At 66.1% G+C, this 23,322-nt stretch carries 22 protein-coding genes and 2 tRNA genes; 20 read left to right on the plus strand and 4 right to left on the minus strand.

All coding sequences use genetic code 11. The features are described 5' to 3' along the window. The first annotated feature begins 34 nt into the window (after positions 1–34). From LMQ14_RS08545 to LMQ14_RS08555, 3 genes are read left to right on the plus strand one after another with little or no spacing between them, the layout of a single operon-like run. Positions 35–259, plus strand: a complete 225-nt coding sequence (locus LMQ14_RS08545; protein WP_267735412.1) for a hypothetical protein — start codon at positions 35–37, stop codon at positions 257–259. Next, positions 246–713: a DUF5130 domain-containing protein gene (locus tag LMQ14_RS08550; RefSeq protein ID WP_267734326.1), complete on the plus strand. Its 468-nt coding sequence runs from the start codon at positions 246–248 to the stop codon at positions 711–713. Before LMQ14_RS08545 ends, LMQ14_RS08550 begins: the two co-directional genes overlap by 14 nt. Before the next feature lie 9 nt (positions 714–722). Continuing rightward, positions 723–1,412, plus strand: a complete 690-nt coding sequence (locus LMQ14_RS08555) for a hypothetical protein (protein ID WP_267734327.1) — start codon at positions 723–725, stop codon at positions 1,410–1,412. A 12-nt stretch (positions 1,413–1,424) separates the two neighbouring features. Here LMQ14_RS08555 and pepN read toward each other — a convergent pair whose 3' ends face one another. Then, the gene (gene pepN / locus LMQ14_RS08560; protein WP_267734328.1) at positions 1,425–4,007 is read right to left on the minus strand and encodes an aminopeptidase N; all 2,583 of its coding nucleotides are present in this window, start codon (positions 4,005–4,007) and stop codon (positions 1,425–1,427) included. Positions 4,008–4,126: 119 nt separating this feature from the next. Between pepN and LMQ14_RS08565 the strand changes: the two genes are divergently transcribed. The 4 genes from LMQ14_RS08565 (at position 4,127) to LMQ14_RS08580 (ending at position 6,520) form a co-directional block, all read left to right on the plus strand. Then, positions 4,127–4,750, plus strand: coding sequence for a DsbA family protein (locus LMQ14_RS08565; RefSeq protein ID WP_267734329.1), 624 nt, complete (start codon positions 4,127–4,129; stop codon positions 4,748–4,750). 70 nt (positions 4,751–4,820) lie between these two features. Then, a complete protein-coding gene (locus tag LMQ14_RS08570) occupies positions 4,821–5,300 on the plus strand; it encodes a ribose-5-phosphate isomerase (protein WP_267734330.1) in 480 nt (159 codons plus the stop codon). 18 nt (positions 5,301–5,318) lie between these two features. Continuing rightward, positions 5,319–6,119: an Fpg/Nei family DNA glycosylase gene (locus LMQ14_RS08575; RefSeq protein WP_267734331.1), complete on the plus strand. Its 801-nt coding sequence runs from the start codon at positions 5,319–5,321 to the stop codon at positions 6,117–6,119. 89 nt (positions 6,120–6,208) lie between these two features. Then, a complete protein-coding gene (locus LMQ14_RS08580) occupies positions 6,209–6,520 on the plus strand; it encodes a hypothetical protein (protein WP_267734332.1) in 312 nt (103 codons plus the stop codon). A 67-nt stretch (positions 6,521–6,587) separates the two neighbouring features. On the opposite strand, the gene LMQ14_RS08585 is transcribed toward LMQ14_RS08580, so the two are convergent. Both LMQ14_RS08585 and LMQ14_RS08590 read right to left on the minus strand, forming a co-directional pair. Beyond that, on the minus strand, positions 6,588–7,778 hold the full coding sequence (locus LMQ14_RS08585; RefSeq protein ID WP_267734333.1) for a serine hydrolase domain-containing protein: 1,191 nt from the start codon (positions 7,776–7,778) through the stop codon (positions 6,588–6,590). A gap of 31 nt (positions 7,779–7,809) precedes the next feature. After that, positions 7,810–7,880, minus strand: a tRNA-Gly gene (locus tag LMQ14_RS08590). A gap of 134 nt (positions 7,881–8,014) precedes the next feature. Here LMQ14_RS08590 and LMQ14_RS08595 point away from each other — a divergent pair. The 4 genes from LMQ14_RS08595 to clpP2 all read left to right on the plus strand — a co-directional run bounded on the left by LMQ14_RS08595 (position 8,015) and on the right by clpP2 (position 10,875). After that, a tRNA-Pro gene (locus LMQ14_RS08595) sits at positions 8,015–8,091 on the plus strand. Positions 8,092–8,134: 43 nt separating this feature from the next. Further along, on the plus strand, positions 8,135–9,526 hold the full coding sequence (tig, locus tag LMQ14_RS08600; protein WP_267734334.1) for a trigger factor: 1,392 nt from the start codon (positions 8,135–8,137) through the stop codon (positions 9,524–9,526). 126 nt (positions 9,527–9,652) lie between these two features. Continuing rightward, a complete protein-coding gene (locus tag LMQ14_RS08605; RefSeq protein WP_267735413.1) occupies positions 9,653–10,243 on the plus strand; it encodes an ATP-dependent Clp protease proteolytic subunit in 591 nt (196 codons plus the stop codon). Continuing rightward, a complete protein-coding gene (gene clpP2, locus LMQ14_RS08610) occupies positions 10,240–10,875 on the plus strand; it encodes an ATP-dependent CLP protease proteolytic subunit ClpP2 (RefSeq protein ID WP_267734335.1) in 636 nt (211 codons plus the stop codon). Before LMQ14_RS08605 ends, clpP2 begins: the two co-directional genes overlap by 4 nt. On the opposite strand, the gene mmuM is transcribed toward clpP2, so the two are convergent. Next, positions 10,872–11,756, minus strand: coding sequence for a homocysteine S-methyltransferase (gene mmuM, locus LMQ14_RS08615; protein ID WP_267735414.1), 885 nt, complete (start codon positions 11,754–11,756; stop codon positions 10,872–10,874). The genes clpP2 and mmuM overlap by 4 nt on opposite strands. A 288-nt stretch (positions 11,757–12,044) precedes the next feature. Here mmuM and clpX point away from each other — a divergent pair, with 288 nt between their 5' ends. The 9 genes from clpX to LMQ14_RS08660 all read left to right on the plus strand — a co-directional run bounded on the left by clpX (position 12,045) and on the right by LMQ14_RS08660 (position 23,273). After that, positions 12,045–13,325, plus strand: coding sequence for an ATP-dependent Clp protease ATP-binding subunit ClpX (clpX, locus tag LMQ14_RS08620; protein WP_267734336.1), 1,281 nt, complete (start codon positions 12,045–12,047; stop codon positions 13,323–13,325). 54 nt (positions 13,326–13,379) lie between these two features. Then, complete coding sequence (locus tag LMQ14_RS08625; protein WP_420714670.1) at positions 13,380–14,591, plus strand: MFS transporter; 1,212 nt, start codon at positions 13,380–13,382, stop codon at positions 14,589–14,591. A 273-nt stretch (positions 14,592–14,864) separates the two neighbouring features. Beyond that, positions 14,865–16,808, plus strand: a complete 1,944-nt coding sequence (locus tag LMQ14_RS08630; protein ID WP_267734337.1) for a 2-oxoacid:acceptor oxidoreductase subunit alpha — start codon at positions 14,865–14,867, stop codon at positions 16,806–16,808. A 76-nt stretch (positions 16,809–16,884) separates the two neighbouring features. Beyond that, positions 16,885–17,979: a 2-oxoacid:ferredoxin oxidoreductase subunit beta gene (locus LMQ14_RS08635; protein WP_267734338.1), complete on the plus strand. Its 1,095-nt coding sequence runs from the start codon at positions 16,885–16,887 to the stop codon at positions 17,977–17,979. A 69-nt stretch (positions 17,980–18,048) separates the two neighbouring features. Next, a complete protein-coding gene (mobA, locus tag LMQ14_RS08640; protein ID WP_267735416.1) occupies positions 18,049–18,588 on the plus strand; it encodes a molybdenum cofactor guanylyltransferase in 540 nt (179 codons plus the stop codon). 1,091 nt (positions 18,589–19,679) lie between these two features. Then, entirely contained in the window at positions 19,680–20,195 is a 516-nt protein-coding gene (locus LMQ14_RS08645; RefSeq protein WP_267734339.1) for a transglycosylase family protein, read from the plus strand. A 131-nt stretch (positions 20,196–20,326) separates the two neighbouring features. Next, on the plus strand, positions 20,327–21,343 hold the full coding sequence (locus LMQ14_RS08650) for a DUF4331 family protein (protein WP_267734340.1): 1,017 nt from the start codon (positions 20,327–20,329) through the stop codon (positions 21,341–21,343). 47 nt (positions 21,344–21,390) lie between these two features. Continuing rightward, the gene (locus LMQ14_RS08655; protein WP_267734341.1) at positions 21,391–22,647 is read left to right on the plus strand and encodes a saccharopine dehydrogenase family protein; all 1,257 of its coding nucleotides are present in this window, start codon (positions 21,391–21,393) and stop codon (positions 22,645–22,647) included. 95 nt (positions 22,648–22,742) lie between these two features. After that, positions 22,743–23,273, plus strand: coding sequence for a DUF937 domain-containing protein (locus LMQ14_RS08660; RefSeq protein WP_267734342.1), 531 nt, complete (start codon positions 22,743–22,745; stop codon positions 23,271–23,273). The last annotated feature ends 49 nt before the right edge of the window (positions 23,274–23,322 follow it).

A 23,322-nucleotide genomic window follows, 5' to 3' on the forward strand; every position in this document is an offset into this window, starting at 1 on the left:
CGCTCGGTGGGATACGGTTTCCGTCGTGAGCGCTATGGAGATTCACCTGTATTTGGTTGGAATCCCGGCGTTGCTGGTGATCGTGCTGGCGGCGCTGATCTGGTCGCGCAAGGGGCCGCACCCCGCGACCTACAAGATGTCCGAATCGTGGACGCATCCGCCGGTTCTGTGGGCTGCCACCGACGAATTCGTCGGCCACTCACACGGGCACCACGCATCGGAATTCTCAGTCGGAGGTGGCGCCAGTGGCACATGGTGAGGTAGCGACGAAAGCGCCCGCCGCGCTGCCGGCGGGCTTTGCGATCACCACCAGCGGACGGGTGTCCGGCGTCACCGAGCCCGGTGAGCTGTCGGTGCACTACCCCTTCCCCATCAAGGACCTCGTCGCGATCGACGACGCCCTGAAATACGGCTCGCGCCAGTCGATGACGCGGTTCGCCATCTACATCGGCGATCTGGGGAGCGACACCGCGGCCCGGGCTCGCGAGATCCTGGCCGACGTGCCGACGCCGAACAACGCGGTGCTGCTGGCCGTCTCGCCCGACCAAGCCGTGATCGAGGTGGTTTACGGCTCGGAGGTCCGCGGCCGTGGCGCCGAGTCGGCCGCCCCGCTGGGCGTGGCCGCGGCTTCGTCGGCGTTCGAGCAGGGCCACCTGGTCGACGGCCTGGTGAGCGCGATCCGCGTGCTCAGCGCCGGGATCACCCGGGCCTAGTTCGACCGCATGGGGGGATTGCCGTCGCGTGTCGCGGCGAAGGGGCTGCGCGTCGCGGTGGTGGCCCTCGTGGTCCTTACCGCACCCGCCGGTGTCGGCGGCTCAAGGCCGATGCTCATCGCGTCGGCCGTGGCCGACCCCGGCGGTAGGTACGGTGACCCCGCCAAAGCCGCCCAGTACTGGGCCCCGCAGTCATACGGCAACAATTGCGTGCTGATGTCGGTAGCCGACGTGGTCGGCCAAGTCAGCGGCCAGCTGCCGAGCGAGCAGCAGATCATCGACGTGGCCCAGAAGATCCCCAGCGTCACCGGAGCGGGAGCCACGGTGTACACCGACGTCGACGGCGATGGCGTCGACACCCGAGACATCGGGGTGTTGTTGGCGCACTACGGTATTCACGGCACCACGTCCGAAGATGCCAAGGGGCACGCGGCGTTGAGCGCCCTGGAGGCGGCTCTCGGGTCGCGGCACGCGGTGATGGTCCCCGTCAGCAGCGGCACCATCTGGGAAGGTCACAAGCCCAGTGAAGGCGACCACGAAGTCGTCGTGATCGGGGTGGACGAGGCCAGCGGCGTCGCGCATATCAATGACAGCGGCAGCGACGAGGGCCGTGACGAGCAGGTGCCCATCGCCACCTTCATGTCGGCCTGGGGGGCGGGCGATTTCGAGATGACGGTCACCGACCAAACGGTGCAGTAGTCGTCCCCGACGCTAGCTCTCGGTGTCGAAGGTGCGGGCCCGCAGCGCCCGCTTGACCCCGGCCTGGCCCTCCACCACCAGGCGGCGCAGGGCCGGCGGCACCTCGGAGTCCGGCGCGGACAGGAATTCGTCGGCGGCGGCGATGCCCTGCTCGCTGATATCCCATGACGGGTACAGCCCGATCACCACGGTCTGCGCGACCTCGCTGGAGCGCCGCGCCCAGACGCCGGGGATGGCCTGGAAATAGCGTGCGGTGAATGCCTTGAGCAACTCACCCTGGCCGGGCGCCCCGAAGCCCCCGATGATCGAGCGGGCCGACGTGTTGGCCACGGTGTCGTCCTCGACCACGGTGACGAAAGCCTGCTCCTTGACCTCGAGCTGCGGGCGGGCCGCGGCGGCCTGGGCGCCGTGGCGTTTGCCGGTCGCCGTCGGGTCGCGCTGCACCTCGGCGTCGATGAACGGCGCCTCGACCCCGTCGGCGTCGATGTCCCCGGCGGTGGCCAGGGCGGTCACGATGCGCCAGCGCAGGTCGGTATCGATCTCGAGGCCTGCCAGGCCCAATTCGGACGGGTCGCGATCGAGCAGGTCGGCCAGCGCCGCGATGTGCCGGTCGGACAGCACCGACGAGCACAGCGTGTTGACGAAGGCGAGCTGGTGATCCGATCCCGGTTGGGCCGCGCGGGCCAGCTCCAGCACCCGATCGGCGAACTGCGGCCAGCCGTGCTCACGGGCCCAGCCCGGCTCGGCGTAGGCGCCCAGCGCCGTCTGCGCCTGCAGCAGCAGCCGTTGTGCCACACCGACTTCCGTCTCGGCCTGCACACCACCCAAGACCAGGGTGACGAAATCGCGGGCACGCAGTTCGGCCTCACGGGTCATCTCCCACGCCGCCGACCACACCAGCGAGCGGGGCAGTGGCTCGGCGATGTCGGCGATGCGCTCCAGCGCGGTCCGCAACGACCGGGCATCCAGTCGCAGCGAGCAATAGGTCAGGTCGTCATCGTTGACCAGAATCAGCTGCCCGGACGAAACCCCAACCAGCCCAGGGACTTCCGTCTCGGCTCCCTCGACGTCGAGCTCCTCGCGGTGCACCCGCACCAGCTTGCCGGAGCCGTCGTCGTCGTAGATCCCGACCGCCAGCCGGTGCACCCGCGTCTCACCCGCCCCCGGAGCCGCGCCGCTCTGCGCCACCACGAACCGGGTGAACTTCCCGTCGGCGTCGGTGTCGAATTCCGCGCGCAGCGTGTTCAGCCCGGTGGTCTTCAGCCACTGCTGGCCCCAATTCGACAGGTCGCGGCCCGACGCCTGCTCCAGCGCGGACAGCAGGTCGCTGAAGGTGGCGTTGCCGAATGCGTGCGTACGGAAGTAGTCGCGCAGCCCGGCCAGGAAGTGCTCCAGCCCGACGTAGGCGACCAGCTGCTTGAGCACCGAGGCGCCCTTGGCATAGGTGATGCCGTCGAAGTTCACCTCGACCGCGTGCAGGTCGGGGATGTCGGCGGCGATGGGGTGCGTAGACGGCAGTTGGTCCTGGCGGTAGGCCCACGACTTCTCGACGGTCGCAAAGGTCGTCCACGCCGAGGTGTATTCGGTCGATTCGGCCTGGCACAGGACCGATGCGAACGTGGCGAACGATTCGTTGAGCCACAGGTCGTCCCACCACGTCATGGTGACCAGGTCGCCGAACCACATGTGCGCCATCTCGTGCAGCACCGTCTCGGCGCGCCGTTCGTAGGAGGCGCGGGTGACCTTGCTGCGGAAGACGTAGTCCTCGAGGAAGGTCACCGCGCCGGCGTTTTCCATTGCGCCGGCGTTGAATTCGGGAACGAACAGCTGGTCGTACTTGCCGAACGCGTACGGCACCCCAAAGTTCTTGTGGTAGAAGCTAAATCCCTGCTTGGTCTCGGTGAACAGCCGCTCGGCGTCCATGTGCTGGGCCAGCGAGGTACGGCAGAAGATGCCCAGCGGGATCTCGCCATGCTCGTCGCTGTAGGAGTCGTTCCACTCCGAATACGGGCCCGCGATCAAGGCCACCAGATAGGTACTCATTCGAGGCGTGATCGCAAAACTGTGCACGCCGTTGTCGACCGAGGTGGTGGCGCCGTTGGAGATCACCTTCCAATGCCCCGGCGCGGCCACCCGCAGGTCGAACGTGGCCTTGAGGTCGGGTTGGTCGAAGCAGGCGAACATGCGCTTGGCGTCGGCGGTTTCGAACTGCGAGTACAGGTAGGTCTCGTTGTCGACCGGGTCGACGAAGCGATGCAGTCCCTCGCCGGTGTTGGAGTAGCGGCAGTCGGCGTCGACGACGACGACGTTGCGGCCGGCCAGTCCGCGCAACGGGATGCCGGTGGACTCGTCGTATCCGGAGACGTCCACGTCGCGCCCGTTGAGGGTGGCGCTGCGGACGGTCTCGGCGGACAGGTCGATGACCGTGTCGGCGCCGGCGAGTGCGTCGAACACCACGGTGGTGGTGGAGCGGAATGTTCGTTCGCCGGGCCCGCCGTTACCGTCGGTGACGTCGAGGTTGATTTGGTAGCTGTCGACGGTGATCAGAGCCGCACGTTCGGCGGCTTGGTCGCGGGTGAGGTTAGGAAGGGCCACCCGTCCAACTTAGTAGCGTCGCGAGCTGACAGCGCGGACCGGGAACACGCGCGCGGCGACTACGGTTGTGTTGGACGGTGTTCTAACCGTTCCCGATCTCGTCCGGAGAGGACTGTGCAATGCCCGAGAAGGCCCCCGCGAAAAGCCAAGCCGATTTCTGGTTCGACCCGCTGTGCCCGTGGGCATGGATCACGTCGCGCTGGATTCTCGAAGTCGAACAGGTTCGCGACATCGACGTGAACTTCCACGTCATGAGCCTTGCGGTGCTCAACGAGAACCGCGAAGACCTGCCCGAGGAGTACCGCGAGAACATGAAGCGGGCCTGGGGTCCGGTGCGGGTGGCGATCGCCGCTGAGCAGGCCCACGGCGCCGAGGTGCTGGCCCCGCTCTACACGGCGATGGGCACCCAGATTCACAACAAGGGCAACAAGGAACTCGAAGACGTCGTCAAGGTGGCGCTCGACGAGACCGGTTTGCCCGCCGAGCTGGCCGCCGCCGCCGACAGTGACGCCTACGACGAGGCGCTGCGCAAGAGCCACCACGCCGGCATGGACGCGGTCGGTCCGGACGTCGGTACGCCGACCATCCACGTCAACGGTGTGGCGTTCTTCGGACCGGTGCTGTCGCGGATCCCGCGCGGCGAGGAGGCCGGCAAGTTGTGGGACGCCTCGGTGACCTTCGCGGCCTATCCGCATTTCTTCGAGCTCAAGCGGTCGCGCCAGGAAAAGCCCGAGTTCGATTGACCTTGCATCGCTGCGCGACGTGACACCCCGCGCGTTGCGTCGCTGAGCGCACCGGGTAAGGATTGCGGTCATGCGCGTCTACCTGGGTTCCGACCACGCTGGATTCGAGCTCAAGCAAGAGATCATCGAGCACCTGAAGAAAACCGGACACGAGCCGATCGATTGCGGCGCCTTCACTTATGACGCCGAGGACGACTACCCCGCGTTTTGCATCGACGCCGCAACGCGCACGGTGGCCGACCCCGAAAGCCTGGGCATCGTGATCGGGGGATCGGGCAACGGCGAACAGATCGCGGCCAACAAGGTGCCGGGCGCCCGCTGCGCGCTGGCCTGGAGCGTCGAGACCGCATCGCTGGCGCGACAGCACAACAACGCACAGCTGATCGGCATCGGCGGCCGGATGCACACCGTGGCCGAGGCGCTGACGTTCGTCGACGCCTTCCTCACCACGCCATGGTCGAAAGCCGAACGCCACCAACGGCGTATCGACATTCTCGACGAGTACGAGCGCACCCACCAAGCCCCGCCGGTGCCCGGCGCACCGGCTTAAGGACCACTGGGGGTCTCTGTGCCCGAAGGGCATACCCTGCACCGCTTGGCCCGGCTGCACCAGCGGCGCTTCGGCGGTGCGCCCGTCGCCGTGTCCAGCCCGCAGGGCCGCTTCGCCGAGGCGGCGGCCGCCGTCGACGGCCACGTGCTGCGCAAGTCGAACGCCTGGGGCAAGCATCTGTTCCATCACTACGCCGGCGGCCCGATCGTGCACGTGCATCTCGGTCTCTACGGCACTTTCACCGAATGGGAACGCTCCGACGCGCTTCCGGACCCGGTCGGGCAGGTGCGGATGCGGATGGTCGGCGCCGAGTACGGAACCGACTTGCGCGGCCCGACGGTGTGCGAGGTGATCGACGAGGCTCAGGTTAGCGAAGTCGTGGCCAAGCTGGGTCCCGACCCGCTGCGCAGCGACGCCGACCCGGCGTGGGCGTGGAATCGAATCACCAAGTCCCGCAGGCCTATTGGTGCACTATTGATGGACCAGACCGTCATCGCCGGGGTGGGAAATGTGTACCGCAGTGAGTTGTTGTTCCGGCATCGCATCGACCCATACCGGCCCGGCCGGGGAGTCAGCGAGGCGGAGTTCGCCGCGGCCTGGACCGATCTGGTGGCCCTGATGAAGGTCGGCTTGCGGGGCGGCAAGATCGTCGTGGTTCGGCCCGAGCACGATCACGGCCCGCCGTCCTACGCGCCCGACCGGCCCCGCACCTATGTGTACCGGCGCACCGGTGAGCCGTGTCGCGTATCGGGGGACCCCATCCGCACCGCGGTGCTCGAAGGGCGAAATGTGTTCTGGTGCCCGACGTGTCAAAAATGAGCGACACGGCTGAACTGACAGGAAACTGACAGGAAGAAACGCTGGCGTCTACAGTTTGGGCGGTCGGGCTCTCGGGTACGACGTGCCTCGTGAAAACAATTCCGCGTTTTGCTGCAACGATTTTGGCCGGGGCCGCAGTGGGTCTGGCCGGTGTGGGCGTCGCCGCAGACGCTCAAGCGCAGCCGGGCCCCTTCCCGCAGTGGTGCCCGGGTGAGTATTGGGATCCGGGCTGGGGCAACAACTGGGACTGGAACGGCTGCCATGACTGGCGTGGTGGGCCTCCCGGCTATGGGCCCGGGGGCTGGAACCCGCCCGGACCGGCCGGGGGCCCCGGCTGGGGTCCCCCGGGACCGCCGCCTCCGCCGTGGGGACCGCCGCCGCCTCCGGGCTGGCACCCCTGATAGAAGCCCACTTCAACAACTGCGCCCTGCCGGCATTTTTCGGCAGGGCGCGGTTATCTCGAGTGGGTCAGGAGACGTCGACGCCCAGCGCGGCGTAGACCTCGTTGCTCAGCGCGAGGCTGCGTGGGTCCGCGTTGGCCTTGGTGGCGTCGAAACGATTGGCCGCATAGGCGTAGCCGATGCGGTGCTCCAGGTCGACGAACCCGAAGGAGCCGCCCAGCCCGCCGTGGCCGAAGATCCGCGGGTTAGGTCCGTTGACGCACCGCTGGTTGAGCATGTAGCCCAGGCCCCAGCCGTGGTCGGCGACCCGGGGGCCGAGCACCAGGTCGGTGTCCAGGCCGCCCTGGCATTCCCTGATCAGGTCCATGTGCTCGCGGCTGAGCAACTTCTCCTGGGCGAGCGCGTTGTAGAACGTGGCCAACCCGAGGGCCGACACCTGGCCGTTGGTGCCGGGGAACTCGAGCCGGCGCCACAGGTCGAGGTCGTAGGAGCTGACCTCGTCGTCCGGGGCCCACCCCATGGCGACCGACAGGCCGGCCTTGGGGTGATCGGCCAGCGTGGTGGGGTGGCTGGGGATGTTCGTGAGCAGATCCCGCATGTGTGGCTTGTTCACCCGTTCGGCGCAACGGAGCTGATCGGCGTCGGACAGCCCGATGTGGACGTCGGCGCCCATCGGTTCGGCGATCTCGGTGCGCAGGTACTGGCCGATCGTGCGGCCGGTGACCCGGCGGAACACCTCGCCGAGGATGAAGCCGAACGTCGTCATGTGATAGCCCTGCGCGGTGCCGGGCTCCCACCACGGTTCGGCGGTGACCAGCTGGTCGCAGACGAAATCCCAGTCGCAGACCTGTTGCCACGTGATCGGGGCGCGCGGTCCGATCACGCCGGATCGGTGACACATCACCATGGCCAAGGTGATGTCTTCCTTGCCCGCCTGGCCGAACTCGGGCCAATAGCGGGCCACCGGCGCGTGCAGGTCCAGCTCGCCGCGGTCGATGAGTTGGTGCACGCAGGTGGCCGACAGGCCCTTGGTGCCGGACAACACCGTGGTCAGGGTGTCCTGCTGCCAGGGCCGGGTGCCGGCCGTGTCGGCCCAGCCGCCCCAGAGATTGACGACGAGGTCCCCGTCGACCCATACGGCGACGGCCGCGCCTTGCTCGCTTTGCTGGGCGAAGTTGCTCTCGAACGCGTTGCGTACTCCGACGAACTCGGACGCGCATGAGCCTTTGATGTCAGCGTCCGTTTTCAGGTCGCTCATGGCGCCTTTCTGTGGAGCAGCACTTACCCCGAGCGGGCGACGGGAATCGAACCCGCGTAGCTAGTTTGGAAGACTAGGGCTCTACCATTGAGCTACGCCCGCATGCATTAGTCGAGCGTGACTGTATCTGGCGGCGAACATCAAATCTAATCGACGCGGTCTTGTGATCGCTCTGTTAGGTCTGCGAGGTCGTTGTTGGGCCGACGCCGTCGGGCCGTAGGATCGCGAGGTCAGCGCGGGGTGTAGCGCAGCTTGGTAGCGCATCCGCTTTGGGAGCGGAAGGCCGCAGGTTCAAATCCTGTCACCCCGACCAAGACCGCGCCGCACCGCCGATACAAAGAACTAGGAGCACACCCGTGAAGAGCAGCGTCGAGCAGTTGAGCCCCACCCGGGTGCGCATCAACGTGGAGGTGCCTTTCACCGAACTCGAGCCCGACTTCCAGCGCGCCTACAAGGAGCTGGCCAGGCAGGTCCGGCTGCCCGGGTTCCGGCCCGGCAAGGTGCCGATGAAGTTGCTGGAGGCCCGCTTCGGCCGCGAGGAGATGCTCGACCAGGTCGTCAACGAGGCGCTGCCCACCCGATATGGACAAGCGGTCACCGAGACCGAGGTGCACCCGATCGGCCGCCCCGAGATCGAGGTGACCAAAAAGGAGTACGGCGAGGACCTCGCCTTCACCGCCGAGGTCGACGTCCGCCCCAAGATCACCCTCCCGGACCTCAGCGCGCTGAAGGTGTCGGTGGATCCGATCGAGGTCAGCGACGACGACGTCGACGCCGAGCTGCAGTCGCTGCGGGCCCGGTTCGGCACCCTGACCGGGGTGGATCGCCCGGTTGCCGACGGTGACTTCGTGTCGATCGACTTGTCGGCGACGATCGACGGCGAGGAAATTCCGGGCGCCGCCGCGGAGGGCCTGTCGCATGAGGTTGGCTCCGGCCGGCTGATCGAAGGCCTCGACGATGCGATCGTCGGCCTGTCGGTCGACGAGTCCAAGGAATTCACCGCCAAGCTGGCGACCGGCGAACACGCCGGCTCCGACGCGCAGGTCACCGTCACCGTCAAGACGATCAAGCAACGCGAACTGCCGGAGCCCGATGACGAATTCGCGCAATTGGCAAGCGAATTCGACACCATCGAGGAACTGCGCACCAGCCTGCGCGACCAGGTGGGCAACCTCAAGCGCGCCGAGCAAGCGGGCAAGATCCAGGAAGCCACGATGGACGCGCTGCTCGAGCAGGTCGACGTGCCGCTGCCGGAGGGCATCGTCGCCGAGCAGTTCGACAGCGCGATGCACGGCGCCATCGACAGCGTCAACCACGACGAAGCCAAGTTCGCCGAGGTGCTCGCCGAACAGGGCAAGACGCGCGAGGAGTTCGAAACCGAGACGCGCAGCGCGGTAGAGAAGGACGTCCAACGGCAGCTGTTGTTCGACGCGCTGGCCGATGAGCTGGAGGTCCAGGTCGGCCAGGACGACCTGACCGAGCGACTCGTGGCGACGTCGCGGCAGTACGGCATCGAGCCGCAACAGCTGTTCTCCTACCTTCAGGAAAACAACCAGCTGCCGGCCATGTTCGCCGATGTGCGACGCGGTCTGGCGATCGCCGCGGTGGTCTCGAAGGCAACGGTCACCGACACCGACGGTAACGCCATCGACACGAGCGAGTTCTTCCCGGACCGCACGAAGAACGACGCCGACGGCGAGGACTCCGAAGACGCAGACGACGCGGCGGATGAGTCCAGCGAGGAATGACCCAACATTGACGCTGTGAGCGAACGCGCCCGTTTCGGGGGTGCGCGGCCGCGAAACGGCGGGCTCGGTTGGTTAGTGTCGTCAGTACAGATCTGAAAGAAAGCAGGTAACCCAGTCGTGAGTGATATGCGTTCGAATTCGGTGGGTCTCAACCTCACGGACTCGGTCTATGAGCGCTTGCTCTCCGAGCGCATCATCTTCCTGGGTTCGGAGGTGAACGACGAGGTCGCCAACCGGCTGTGCGCGCAGATTCTGCTGCTCGCCGCCGAGGACGGTGACAAAGACATCAACCTCTACATCAACTCCCCGGGCGGATCGATCAGCGCGGGGATGGCAATCTACGACACTATGGTGCTGGCGCCGTGCGACATCGCCACCTACGCGATGGGCATGGCCGCCTCGATGGGCGAGTTCCTGTTGGCGGCGGGGACCAAGGGCAAGCGCTACGCGCTGCCGCACGCCCGCATCCTGATGCACCAGCCGCTGGGCGGCGTGACGGGCAGCGCGGCCGACATCGCGATCCAGGCCGAGCAATTCACCGTCATCAAGAAGGAGATGTTCCGGCTCAACGCGGAATTCACCGGTCAGCCCATCGAGCGCATCGAGGCGGATTCGGACCGCGACCGCTGGTTCACCGCGCCGGAGGCCCTGGAATACGGCTTCGTCGACCACATCATCACCCGCGCTGCGCACATCACCAATGGAGAAGCCCGATGAACCCCGAAACCCAACCCCAGGCGCGCTACATCCTGCCGTCGTTCATCGAGCACTCCAGCTTCGGCGTCAAGGAGTCGAACCCGTACAACAAGCTGTTCGAGGAGCGCATCATCTTCCTCGGCGTGCAGGTCGACGACGCGTCGGCGAACGACATCATGGCCCAGTTGCTGGTGCTGGAGTCGCTCGACCCGGACCGCGACATCACCATGTACATCAACTCGCCCGGTGGCGGGTTCACCTCGCTGATGGCGATTTACGACACGATGCAGTACGTGCGGGCCGACATCCAGACGGTGTGCCTGGGGCAGGCCGCGTCGGCGGCCGCGGTGCTGCTGGCCGCCGGAACACCGGGCAAGCGGATGGCGCTGCCGAACGCACGGATACTGATCCATCAGCCGTCGCTATCAGGCGTGATCCAGGGGCAGTTCTCCGACCTGGAGATCCAGGCCGCCGAGATCGAGCGGATGCGCACGCTGATGGAGACCACGCTGGCCCGTCACACCAACAAGGACGCCGCGGTGATCCGCAAGGACACCGACCGGGACAAGATCCTGACCGCCGAAGGTGCCAAGGACTACGGGATCATCGACACCGTTCTCGAGTACCGGAAGCTCTCCGCGCAGAACGCCTAACCGCTTTTTGCGACTGCCGCCAGCGCGGCGATGTCGTTCGGCCCGACCCGGCAGCATCCGCCGACGATGCGCGCGCCGGCCGCGATCCACTGCCGCGCCAGCTCGGCGGCGAACCGTGGCCGGCCCGTCCATTGGCGCCGGCGACCATCCCATCGTTCGCCGCTGTTCGGGTAGACGATCACCGGCTTCCCGATCGCCGACGCGATCTCGATGGCCGGCAGCACGTCGTCGGGGCTGCAGCAATTGACGCCGACCGCGACGATCTCGTCGATGCCGGCGGCCACCGCGAACGCCTCGGCGAGCGGTTGGCCGGCACGGGTCTTCGTCCCGTCGATCGTGTAGCTGAGCCAGGCCGGCACACCGACCGTCCGCACCACCTCGACCAGGGCTTCGGCTTCGTCGACATCGGGCACGGTTTCGCACGCCAGCACGTCGGCGCCCGCCGCGGCCAGGGTCTCCAGTCGCGGCCGATGCCAGCGCGTCAGCGCCGCAACGGAAAGGCCGTAGCGTCCGCGGTATTCGGATCCGTCGGCCAGCGCCGCGCCATACGGTCCGACCGAAGCGGCGACGAGAAGGCCGCTGGCGCCGGTCTCGTCGCGTGCCAGCCCGGCGAGTTCGACACTGCGGCACAACAATTCGATTGATTGGTCGCGGTCAAAGCCGTGGACCGCAAAGCCTTCGAACGATGCCTGGTAGCTGGCGGTCGTCGCGATCGTGGCGCCGGCCCGAAAAAAGGCGGCATGCACCGCGACGATTTCCTCCGGGGCATCCGACAGCAGCCGCGCCGACCACAGCGGGTCGGACAGGTCGTGACCGCGTGCTTCCAGCTCGGTGGCCAGGCCGCCGTCGCTGATCAGCACGGATTCGCCCGCCTTGAAAATTCCCGCAGCCAATCCCACTGCGCCACTGTATGGTGGTGGCCTGGCAACCAGCCCGTATGGCGTCAGCAGCCTCGGTCGGGTAACGACCGCGACACGCCAAAGACACGGAAAGCGCGTCTCAGCCAGCGACGGGGGTTGTGGGGCTATATGTTTTCGGACAGGCATGAATACCACCGACGCGATTCGGCGCTAATGCTCGCGGCGGGCCCAAGCTAGCGGGTAGCGTCGGGGGAACACATGCGGCAGGTTAAGACGTACGTCGAACAGGGAAGTAGGCACTGAGGCACCATGGCGCGCATCGGAGATGGCGGTGATCTGCTGAAGTGCTCGTTCTGCGGAAAGAGTCAGAAGCAGGTTAAGAAGCTCATTGCAGGCCCGGGCGTCTACATCTGCGATGAGTGCATTGATCTTTGCAACGAGATCATCGAAGAGGAGCTTGCTGACGCCGACGACGTCAAGCTCGACGAGCTGCCCAAGCCTGCTGAGATCCGAGAGTTCCTCGAGGGCTACGTCATCGGGCAGGACACCGCCAAGCGCACGCTGGCCGTCGCGGTCTACAACCACTACAAGCGGATTCAGGCCAGCGAGAAGGGTCGTGACTCCCGGTGCGAGCCGGTCGAGCTGACCAAGTCCAACATCTTGATGCTCGGCCCCACCGGCTGCGGCAAGACCTACCTGGCCCAGACCCTGGCCAAGATGCTTAACGTGCCGTTCGCCATCGCGGACGCCACCGCCCTGACCGAGGCCGGTTACGTCGGTGAAGACGTCGAGAACATTCTGCTCAAGCTGATCCAGGCCGCCGACTACGACGTCAAGCGTGCCGAGACCGGCATCATCTACATCGACGAGGTCGACAAGATCGCCCGCAAGAGCGAGAACCCGTCGATCACTCGCGACGTCTCGGGCGAGGGCGTGCAGCAGGCCCTGCTGAAAATCCTGGAGGGCACCCAGGCGTCGGTTCCCCCGCAGGGCGGCCGCAAGCACCCGCACCAGGAGTTCATCCAGATCGACACCACCAACGTGCTGTTCATCGTCGCGGGTGCGTTCGCCGGCCTGGAGAAGATCATCTACGAGCGCGTCGGCAAGCGCGGCCTGGGCTTCGGCGCCGAGGTCCGCTCCAAGGCTGAGATCGACACCACCGACCATTTCAGTGACGTGATGCCCGAGGATCTGATCAAGTTCGGCCTGATCCCCGAGTTCATCGGCCGGCTCCCGGTCATTGCCTCGGTTACCAACCTCGACATGGAGTCGTTGGTCAAGATCCTTTCCGAGCCGAAGAACGCGCTGGTCAAGCAGTACACCCGGCTGTTCGAGATGGACGGCGTGGAGCTGGAGTTCAGCGACGACGCCCTCGAGGCGATCGCCGACCAGGCGATTCACCGCGGCACCGGAGCCCGTGGCTTGCGCGCCATCATGGAAGAGGTCCTGCTGCCGGTGATGTACGACATCCCGAGCCGCGACGACGTCGCCAAGGTGGTCGTGACCAAGGAAACGGTGCAGGACAACGTCTTGCCGACGATTGTGCCGCGCAAGCCGTCGCGCACCGAGCGCCGCGACAAGAGCGCCTAGCCCGAGCACCTCTCACGGTCGGGTAAGTCCCTGAAAGACTCCGACGACCTCGATATTTCGCCGCGGTTGGCGCGTTCGCTCGACCTGCTGAACTTCCTGCTTGCCGATGTTCGGGACGGGCTGGGCCCGTACCTGTCGATCTACCTCCTGCTGACCCAGCATTGGGACCAGGAATCGATCGGCTTCGTGATGGCGATCGGCGGTGTGGGCGGAATCCTCGCGCAGGCACCGGTGGGCGCGTTGGTCGATAACACGACGGCCAAGCGGGCCCTGATAATCGCCGGTGCGTCGACCGTCACCGTCGCCTCGTTGGCGATGCCGCTGTTCCCCGGCTTCTCCTCGATCTCGGTGCTGCAGGCCCTGACCGGGATCGCCGGCTCGGTTTTCGCGCCGGCACTGGCCGCGATCACCCTCGGTATGGTCGGACCGCGACTTTTTGCCCGACGAATCGGCCGCAACGAGTCGTTCAACCACGCCGGGAACGCGACGGCCGCAGCCATTACCGCGGGTTTGGCGTACTTCTTTGGGCCGGTGGTCGTGTTCTGGGTGCTCGGGCTGATGGCGGCCGCCAGCGTTGCGGCGACCCTGAGTGTCCCGCGCGATGCCATCGACCATGACGTGGCGCGCGGCATGGATCACCTGCTTGGCGCGCAGCATGGCCAGCCGTCGCGAATGAGTGTGCTGTGGCGCAACCGCAGGTTGATGATCTTCGCGCTAACGGTCATCGCGTTTCACTTCGCGAACGCGGCGATGCTGCCCCTGGTAGGCCAACTGCTTGCGCTGCACAACAAGGATGTGGGGACCGCGCTGATGGCCGTCTGCATCGTCGCGGCGCAAGTGGTGATGGTGCCGGTCGCCTATATCGCGGGAGCGAAGGCCGATATATGGGGGCGCAAGCCGATCTTCCTGTTCGGATTCGGAGTTCTGGCCGCTCGCGGCTTTCTCTATACGCTGTCGGGCAATTCGTATTGGCTCGTCGGTGTTCAGCTGCTCGACGGGGTAGGCGCAGGAATCTTCGGTGCGCTGTTCCCCCTCGTCGTGCAGGACGTGACGCACGGGACCGGCCGGTTCAACGTCAGTCTCGGGGCGGTCTCGGCCGCATTGGGTATCGGTGCCTCGGTGTCCAACTACGTGGCGGGCGCGATCGTCGTCGCGGCAAGCTACAACGTCGCTTTCCTGGCGCTGGGTGTGGTAGCCGGGGCGGGGTTTGTGCTGTATTTGGTCGCTATGCCCGAGACGATGATCGGCGAACGCCGCGCGGGATGATCTATCGATTGCGGCGTGCCAATACGCCTCGCGGTGACGTGACCAAAACCACAGTTTTGTGTCGTACTCGCCGGTAGCCCTCGCTGACTACGCATTTTGTCTAAGATATTGGTAAGTATGCGCAGCCACAGACGTCCTTCTGACCCGAAAACCAATGCAATAATTGGTACTACCAGTCTCATACAATCATATGAGCGTGGGGACTCCTTTGATGGCGCGTAACCTGAAGCTTCGGCAGAGTGCCTGTCCGGTTAACAAATGGAAGGCGGAGACGTGGATTTGAACGGCAGTGGAGCCGGGTCAGATTCTCATGGCGGGTCGTCGGGCCGTCAACGCCTGGAACAGGTCGTCATCCGATTCGCCGGCGACTCCGGCGACGGCATGCAGCTGACCGGTGACCGGTTCACGACGGAGGCCGCGCTGTTCGGCAACGACCTGGCGACCCAGCCGAACTATCCCGCCGAGATCCGAGCCCCCGCAGGCACATTGCCCGGGGTCTCGTCCTTCCAGATCCAAATCGCCGACTACGACATCCTGACCGCCGGCGACCGGCCGGACGTGCTCGTTGCGATGAATCCGGCCGCGTTGAAGGCGAACATCGGCGACCTGCCGCGCGGCGGAATGGTGATCGCGAACTCCGACGAATTCACCAAGCGCAACCTGAGCAAGGTGGGTTACGTAGCAAACCCGCTGGAGACCGACGAGCTGTCCGACTATGTCGTGCATTCCGTCGCGATGACCACGCTGACGCTCGGCGCTGTCGAGACGATCGGCGCGACCAAGAAAGACGGGCAGCGCGCCAAGAACATGTTCGCGCTGGGCCTGCTGTCGTGGATGTACGGCCGACCGATCCAGACCAGCGAGAACTTCATCCGGGAGAAGTTCGTCCGCAAGCCCGACGTCGCGGAGGCCAACGTCCTCGCGCTCAAGGCCGGCTGGAACTACGGCGAAACCACCGAGGCTTTCGGCACCACCTACGAGGTGTCCCGGGCCACCCTGCCGACCGGCGAATACCGCCAGATCTCCGGCAACACAGCGCTGGCCTACGGCATCATCGCGGCCGGTCAGGTTGCCGACCTTCAGGTTGTGCTGGGCAGTTACCCGATCACGCCGGCGTCGGACATCCTGCACGAGCTGTCCAAGCACAAGAACTACAACGTGATCACCTTCCAGGCCGAGGACGAGATCGGCGGCATCTGCGCCGCGATCGGCGCCTCCTACGGAGGTGCGCTTGGCGTGACCACCACGTCGGGGCCGGGGATTTCGCTGAAGTCCGAAGCGATCGGGCTCGCCGTGATGACCGAGCTGCCGTTGCTGATCGTCGACGTGCAGCGCGGTGGGCCGTCGACCGGTCTGCCCACCAAGACCGAGCAGGCCGACCTGCTGCAGGCGCTGTTCGGCCGCAACGGTGAGTCGCCGGTGGCGGTGCTGGCGCCGCGGTCGCCGTCCGACTGCTTTGAAACCGCTCTCGAGGCGGTGCGCATCGCGGTGTCCTATCACACGCCGGTGATCCTGTTGTCCGACGGCGCAATCGCCAACGGCTCGGAGCCGTGGCAGGTACCGGATGTCGACTCGCTGCCGCAGATCCAGCACACCTTCGCCAAGCCGGACGAGCCCTTCCAGCCTTATGCCCGCGACCCGGAAACGCTGGCCCGCCAGTTCGCCATCCCGGGCACTCCCGGCCTGGAACACCGGATCGGTGGCCTGGAAGCGGCGAACGGTTCGGGCGCGATTTCTTATGAGCCGGTCAACCACGACCTCATGGTCCGGATACGCCAGGCCAAGATCGATGGCATCTCGGTTCCCGACCTGGAGGTCGACGACCCGACCGGCGACGCGGAGCTGCTACTGATCGGCTGGGGCAGTTCGTACGGCCCGATCGGCGAGGCCTGCCGGCGCGCCCGGCGTAAGGGCATCAAGGTCGCGCACGCCCATATGCGCTACCTCAACCCGTTCCCGGCGAACCTCGGCGACGTGCTGCGGCGTTACCCGATGGTGGTGGCGCCGGAAATGAACTTGGGCCAGTTGGCGATGCTGCTGCGGGCGAAGTATTTGGTCGACGTCCAGTCGGTCACCAAGGTTCAGGGCCTGGCGTTTTTGGCCGACGAAATCGGGCGGGTTATCCGGGCCGCGCTGGCGGGAACACTGGCCGAAATCGAGCAAGACAAGGCGATGGTCGCCAGAATGGCGGCAGCAACGGTTGGAGCTAACGCATGACGCGCGACGGCGACGATGCAGAGCGAAACTGCGATGTGGGGGCACCTCCCGCGCGCGGGGGAGAGGAGCGGCGCTCGTGACTAACGCGATCGGCAACGACCTGGCGGGCACAGACCTCGGCTTGACTCCGAGGTTGAAGAAGAACGACGGCGTGCCCACCACGGATCAGCCGCAGAAGGGCAAGGACTTCACCAGTGACCAAGAGGTCCGCTGGTGCCCGGGCTGCGGTGACTACGTCATCCTCAACACCATCCGCAACTTCCTGCCCGACCTGGGCCTGCGCCGCGAGAACATCGTGTTCGTCAGCGGTATCGGCTGCTCCAGCCGCTTCCCGTACTACCTGGAGACCTACGGGTTCCACTCGATCCACGGCCGCGCGCCGGCGATCGCGACCGGCCTGGCATTGGCCCGCGAGGACCTTTCGGTGTGGGTGGTCACCGGCGACGGCGACGCCTTGTCGATCGGCGGCAACCACCTGATTCACGCGCTGCGCCGCAACGTCAACATCACCATCCTGTTGTTCAACAACCGGATCTACGGGCTGACCAAGGGCCAGTACTCGCCGACATCCGAGGTCGGCAAGGTCACCAAGTCGACACCGATGGGCTCGCTGGACCACCCGTTCAATCCCGCCTCGCTGGCGCTGGGCGCCGAGGCGACCTTCGTCGGTCGCGCGCTGGACTCCGATCGTGCCGGGCTCACCGAGGTATTGCGCGGCGCCGCCGAGCACCGGGGCGCCGCCGTAGTCGAAATCCTGCAGGACTGCCCGATTTTCAACGACGGCTCGTTCGACGCGCTGCGCAAGGAAGGCGCCGAGGACCGGGTCATCAACGTCCATCACGGCGAGCCGATTGTGTTCGGCGCCAACGGCGAATACTGCGTGGTGAAGTCCGGCTTCGGCCTCGAGGTGGCTAAGACCGCTGACGTGGCAGTCGAAGAGATCGTCAAGCACGACGCGCACGCCGACGACTCCGGCTATGCGTTTGCGCTGTCGCGGCTGTCGGACCAAAACCTCGACCACACGGTGCTGGGCATCTTCCGAAGCGTCAACCGCCCCACCTACGATGACGCGGCCCGCGCCCAGGTCGCCGCGGCCCGGTCCGCAACGCCGTTCGACGCGGCCGCGCTGCAGTCGCTGCTGCGCGGGCGTGACACCTGGACCGTCGACTAAGGGGCTGCGCTGGTGTCCGATGCAGTGTCATTGGCCGCAGTAGTACTCGCCGGGGGCGAATCGCGGCGCATGGGCCGCGATAAGGCAACCTTGCCGGGTCCCGGCGGAGTCGCCACGATGGCCGAGTACGTCGTCGGGGTCGTGGCTGCGCGCTGCGAGCCGGTATTCGTCGTCGCTGCCCCGGGCCAGCCGCTGCCAAAGTTGGAGTCGGCGCGGGTCATTCGTGACGAGATACAGGGACTGGGGCCGCTGCCGGCGACCGGTCGGGGACTGCGCGCTGCCGCGGAAGCGGGCGCCCAGTTCGCCTTTGTCTCCGCGGTCGACATGCCGCTGCTGACAGCAGAATTGATCGACGACTTGATGGCGCTCGCCACCAAGACCGACGCCGAAGTGATCGTGCCCTGGGACGGTCGCAGCCACTTCCTGGCGGCGGTGTATCGCACCGATCTGGCCGACCGCATTGATGCGCTGGTGGCCGCCGGCGAGCGCAGGATGAGCGCCCTGATCGATGCGTCGGACGCCCAGCAGATCGTGCTGCCGGATTCGCGTGCGTTGACCAACGTCAACACCGACGCCGAGTTGCGCGCCCTGGTGCTCCCCGGCGCCTGATAGGCCCGGCGACTTTCGCCATTCTTGAATTAATTGTTTGGTTTCGTCTCAATTCTCGAGATAATCACACCGCTTAAATGCGTGACCAGTTAACCGTTTGTTCACCCGTGTCAATTATTGATGCGCCGCGAATAACCAGACCATTGTGGGGTTATTAGCAGATACGTTCGGGTAAGGCACCGGGGCGTGGATCGGATTACGTTGGGAGACAGGAGCTTTCGGGCGTTCGACGGTGTACCGACGGGCCCGCTGGTGGCCGGTCTGATGCCACGGGGCCGGGAAGCGGCCGCCGGAATTTCCTCAGCAAATTGTTTTGCGCAAATTCGGGCGACACCACGCGCCCGGCCGCGTTCCTGGCGCCCGGCCGGCCCGTCGGGGCACTCGGCGGCCTTCGGCGCATCCGTCTTGCTAAAGCCATTGGAGCACTGTGTAACTCGGCTGAAACGATTGCCTAGACGTGTTTTACCCGTTGCTGACGCCCGTGCATAGGGCACCCTTGCTCAGCATCAACGAATGACGTTGCGAAAGAGCGCATTTGGCCTGGTACGGGCGGCATTTGTCGGCAGATCCGACGCCAGGTGAACCGATCAAGAAACCGGCAGTGCGGCTCCGTCGACGCCCCGGAGGATGGCGAAGCCGGGGGGTTGCTCGGCAACGTGGCAAATGCGTGGTCCAGCTCACAAAATGTGCGTGATTCGAGTCACGATTGCGTCTTGATCTTGACCTGGGAGTTTCCTAAGAAAAGGCACAGCTGACCTGCAAAAATAAATCGCCGCTCGGGCCGTGATCTGCTCGTTATTGTTCCGAGATATCGGCGTGTCGGATATGACGAATGCTTCGCGGTCTCGTACGGTGCCTTTTAGCCCGAAAGGGGTTAAAGAAAATTTAATCCACGGACCCGTGTGTGAGCGGGGCTGCGGACGGCTATCGCCGTCTTGCGGCCAGCGGCTTTTCGGCCGCTGGGCAGATGATTGCCCTCGCTGTCGTGCCGAAACGAGACGGCACGTTCCAGAGCACCTATTTCCACTTCACGAACGACCTAAACCCACCCGTGGGTTTGCTTTGGCGCGCGCGCTTGCGAAAGGAACATTTTGAACAACGTCCGTAAGACGCTCATCCTCGCTGCTATCACAGGCTCGCTGGTGACCTTCCCGTCCGCCAGCGCCAGCGCGGATGCGCCCCCGCCGCCGGCTCCTGACGCTCCGGCTCCCGACGCGTCTGCCGCGCCGGCGGGCTTCGAGGTCCCGCCGCCTCCGGCACCGGACGCCCCGCCGCCCGCCCCGGGCATTGACCCGAACGTTCCGCCGCCGCCCGCCCCGGTCGGCTTCGACGTCCCGCCGCCTCCGGGCCCGGACGCCCCGCCGCCGGTCAAGGCGTACAGCGTGAACTGGGATGCCATCGCGCAGTGCGAGTCGGGCGGCAACTGGGGGATCAGCACCGGTAACGGCTTCGCCGGTGGTCTGCAGTTCACCTCGAGCACCTGGCGTGCCAACGGCGGCGCGGGTTCCCCGGCCGGCGCGAGCCGTGAGGAGCAGATCCGCGTCGCCGAGAACGTGCTGCACTCGCAGGGGATCGGCGCGTGGCCGGTCTGCGGCCGTCGCGGCTGACGGACAGCTGACGCCTTAACGTCGTAAGTAACGGGAAATGCCGGGCCACGTGCCCGGCATTTTCTGTTGCGCAGTGCACCCAAGCGCTACGTTGACGACGAACCAGACAAGGCGTGGAAAGGGGCCTACACATGTCCAACCATTTCACCGGCCTCAGTCTCGGACCGCCGCTCGGTGACCAGCGACTCGACCTGTGCGACCTGTACGCGTTCCAATCGCCGACCGACGGCTCGCGGACCGTCCTGATCCTCAACGCCAATCCGGAGGCCGACGCCCTGCATCCGGATGCCATCTACCGGCTGGCGATCGACACCGACGGCGACCTGATCAACGACATCGCGTTCAGTTTCGTGTTCTCCACGCCGGTGGACGGCAAGCAGACGGTCAATGTGTTCCTGGCCCGCGGCGAACAGTCGCGCTCGCCCGAGCCGGTTGGCGAGCAGATCTTCACCGATGTAGAGGTGTCGTTCGGCGCGCAGCCGCATATCGCCACCGCCGGCGACATCACCTTCGCCGCGGGCGCCCGCAGCGATGCCTTCTTCTTCGACTACGACGGCATCAAGAACCTGTTCGATATCAGCGGCAAGCGCAATTTCACCGCGCCACATCTCGCCGAACTCGGCGGCAAGTCGCCATGGACCGGCCAGGACTCGAACACCACGGCCAATGTCTGCTCGATGGCGATCGAGCTGCCCACCAGCGCGCTCGGCGCGTCGGGGCCGCTGCGCATCTGGGGACGGTGCAGCCTGCGCGGGAACGGCTCGCTGAACCATGTGGACCGGGCCGGTCACCCGTCGGTGAGCAGTTTCTTCAACACCGACGACACCAAACTGGAGTACAACGCGAGCGAGCCCCCGAACGACTGGAATCGATGGCTTGACCAGTTCGTCCACCTGATGGGTCACACCGGCGGCTACGACCGAGAGGAGGCCGTCGCCGCGATCGAGAAGGAGGGCACGCTGCCGGACATGCTGACCTTCGACCCGGCCAAGCCCGCCCAATACCCGAACGGCCGGGTGTTCACCGATGACGTCATCGACTACCGGCTGGCGTTCCTCACCAAGGGCGAGTGCCCGCCGTCGGGGCTCTCGCCGCATACCGACACTCTGACCGAGTTCCCCTATCTGGGTCCGCCGCACGCGCCCTGAGCTTGCGGCCGCCGAGCCGCCGCTATCGATCCGGTACCGTCGCGACGATGACCGCAACGGGGCGTGAGTTCGACATCGTGCTGTACGGGGCGACCGGCTTCGTCGGGAAGCTCACCGCCGAATACCTGGCACGCGCCGGATCCGGTGCGCGGATCGCCCTGGCCGGCAGGTCGACAGATCGATTGCGCGCCGTTCGCGACACCCTGGGGGAAGCCGCGGGGTCCTGGCCTGTTCTGGGCGCCGACGCGGCCTCGCCGTCGAGCCTGAATGAGATGGCCGCGCGGACCCAAGTCGTCGTCACCACCGTCGGCCCCTACGCCCGCTATGGAATGCCGCTGGTGGCCGCGTGCGCCGCGGCGGGCACCGACTATGCGGACCTGACCGGCGAGGCGATGTTCATCCGCGAGGCCATCGACCTGTATCACAAGGAAGCCGCCGACAACGGCGCCCGCATCGTGCACTGCTGCGGATTCGATTCCATCCCTTCGGATCTGACGGTGTACGCGTTGTTCCGGGCCGCACAAGATGACGGCGCCGGCGAGCTCGGCGATACCAACTTCGTGATGCGCTCGTTGGTCGGCGGGCTCTCCGGCGGGACGGTCGCGTCGATCATGGGGGTGCTGCGAGCCGCATCCAGCGACCCCGACGTGCGCCGTCAGCTTGCCGACCCGTACACGCTGAGCACCGATCGCGGCGCCGAACCCGAGCTCGGCCGCCAGCCCGATCTGCCGTGGCGGCGCGGTCGCTACATCGCGCCCGAGCTCAAAGGCATCTGGACCGCCGGATTCGTGATGTCGTCGATCAACACCCGAATCGTGCGGCGCAGCAACGCATTACTGGATTGGGCATACGGCCGGCGGTTCCGCTACAGCGAACACATGAGCGTGGGTTCGTCGCCGCTGGCGCCGGTGGCGTCCGCGATCGTGGCCGGAGTCGGCAACGCGTCGATCGAACTGGGCAGCCGTTACTTCCGGCTGCTCCCGGGCAAGCTGCTGGATCGCATCACACCCAAACCCGGCACCGGTCCGAGCGCCAAAGCGCGGGACCGCGGCTACTACCGGCTGGAGACCTACACCACCACAACCAGCGGGGCACGCTATGTGGCCAGGATGGAGCAGCGGGGAGACCCCGGCTACAAGGCGACCGCGGTGTTGCTGGGCGAGTGCGGCCTCGCCCTCGCGCTGGATCGGGACAAGCTCACGGACCTGCGCGGTGTCCTCACCCCCGCGGTGGCGATGGGCGATGTTTTGCTAACCCGGCTCCCTGCCGCCGGCGTGTCGCTGCGGACCGAGCGGCTGGATTAAACCTGCTGCCGCAACGTCTTTCGATCGGTACCCGATCGGACTAGTGTCGGAGTCGACTTGGCTGAAACATCCGTCCAAACAAGGTGGAGATCACGATGGCCGGTCTCGATGATTTGTACGCGCAGATTCCCATAGCTGACATAGCAGGCCAGCTCGGCGCCGACGAAGGCGAAGTCGACACAGCGGTGCATACGCTGGTGCCGGCGCTGTTGAGCGGCCTGCACCAGAATTCGCAAGATCCCGAGCACGCCGGCAGGATCGAATCGGCCGCGACCGCTGCCGACAGTGACGGGGACCAGGCGGTCGCGACGCTCTTCGGTGGCAGTGACGCCGAGCAGGTCGCGTCCGCACTGGCCAACGGGGGAGCGGGGAACAGCGACCTGCTCAAGCAGCTGTTGCCGGTTGTGCTCCCGATTGTGCTGGCGTACATCGGAAAACAACTAACGGGCGGCTCAGCACCGCAGACGACGCAGGCGCAGTCCGGCGGCCTCGGCGAAGTTCTGGGCAGCATCCTGAGCGGCAGCAGCGGCGACAAGTCGCTGGGCAACATCCTGGGAAACGTGCTGAGCGGCAAAGGCGGCGCACTCGGCGACATCCTCGGTGGCCTGCTCGGCGGCAAGAAGTAGCCAACCGGCGCCCACTCATCGGGCACCGGCAAGCTAGTCCGGCGCCGGC

It is taken from the genome of Mycobacterium sp. Aquia_213, assembly GCF_026625985.1.
Lineage (GTDB): Bacteria > Actinomycetota > Actinomycetes > Mycobacteriales > Mycobacteriaceae > Mycobacterium.

Bases quoted from the DNA above. Each gene is read 5' to 3' on its own strand.
- LMQ14_RS08650 (WP_267734340.1), top strand. From the start codon at position 20,327: ATGTCCAACCATTTCACCGGCCTCAGTCTCGGACCGCCGCTCGGTGAC.
- LMQ14_RS08605 (WP_267735413.1), top strand. From the start codon at position 9,653: ATGCGTTCGAATTCGGTGGGTCTCAACCTCACGGACTCGGTCTATGAG.
- clpX (WP_267734336.1), top strand. From the start codon at position 12,045: ATGGCGCGCATCGGAGATGGCGGTGATCTGCTGAAGTGCTCGTTCTGC.
- LMQ14_RS08655 (WP_267734341.1), top strand. From the start codon at position 21,391: ATGACCGCAACGGGGCGTGAGTTCGACATCGTGCTGTACGGGGCGACC.
- LMQ14_RS08565 (WP_267734329.1), top strand. From the start codon at position 4,127: ATGCCCGAGAAGGCCCCCGCGAAAAGCCAAGCCGATTTCTGGTTCGAC.
- mobA (WP_267735416.1), top strand. From the start codon at position 18,049: ATGGGCCGCGATAAGGCAACCTTGCCGGGTCCCGGCGGAGTCGCCACG.
- LMQ14_RS08555 (WP_267734327.1), top strand. From the start codon at position 723: ATGGGGGGATTGCCGTCGCGTGTCGCGGCGAAGGGGCTGCGCGTCGCG.
- clpP2 (WP_267734335.1), top strand. From the start codon at position 10,240: ATGAACCCCGAAACCCAACCCCAGGCGCGCTACATCCTGCCGTCGTTC.
- LMQ14_RS08570 (WP_267734330.1), top strand. From the start codon at position 4,821: ATGCGCGTCTACCTGGGTTCCGACCACGCTGGATTCGAGCTCAAGCAA.
- LMQ14_RS08660 (WP_267734342.1), top strand. From the start codon at position 22,743: ATGGCCGGTCTCGATGATTTGTACGCGCAGATTCCCATAGCTGACATA.
- LMQ14_RS08585 (WP_267734333.1), bottom strand. From the start codon at position 7,778: ATGAGCGACCTGAAAACGGACGCTGACATCAAAGGCTCATGCGCGTCC.
- LMQ14_RS08545 (WP_267735412.1), top strand. From the start codon at position 35: ATGGAGATTCACCTGTATTTGGTTGGAATCCCGGCGTTGCTGGTGATC.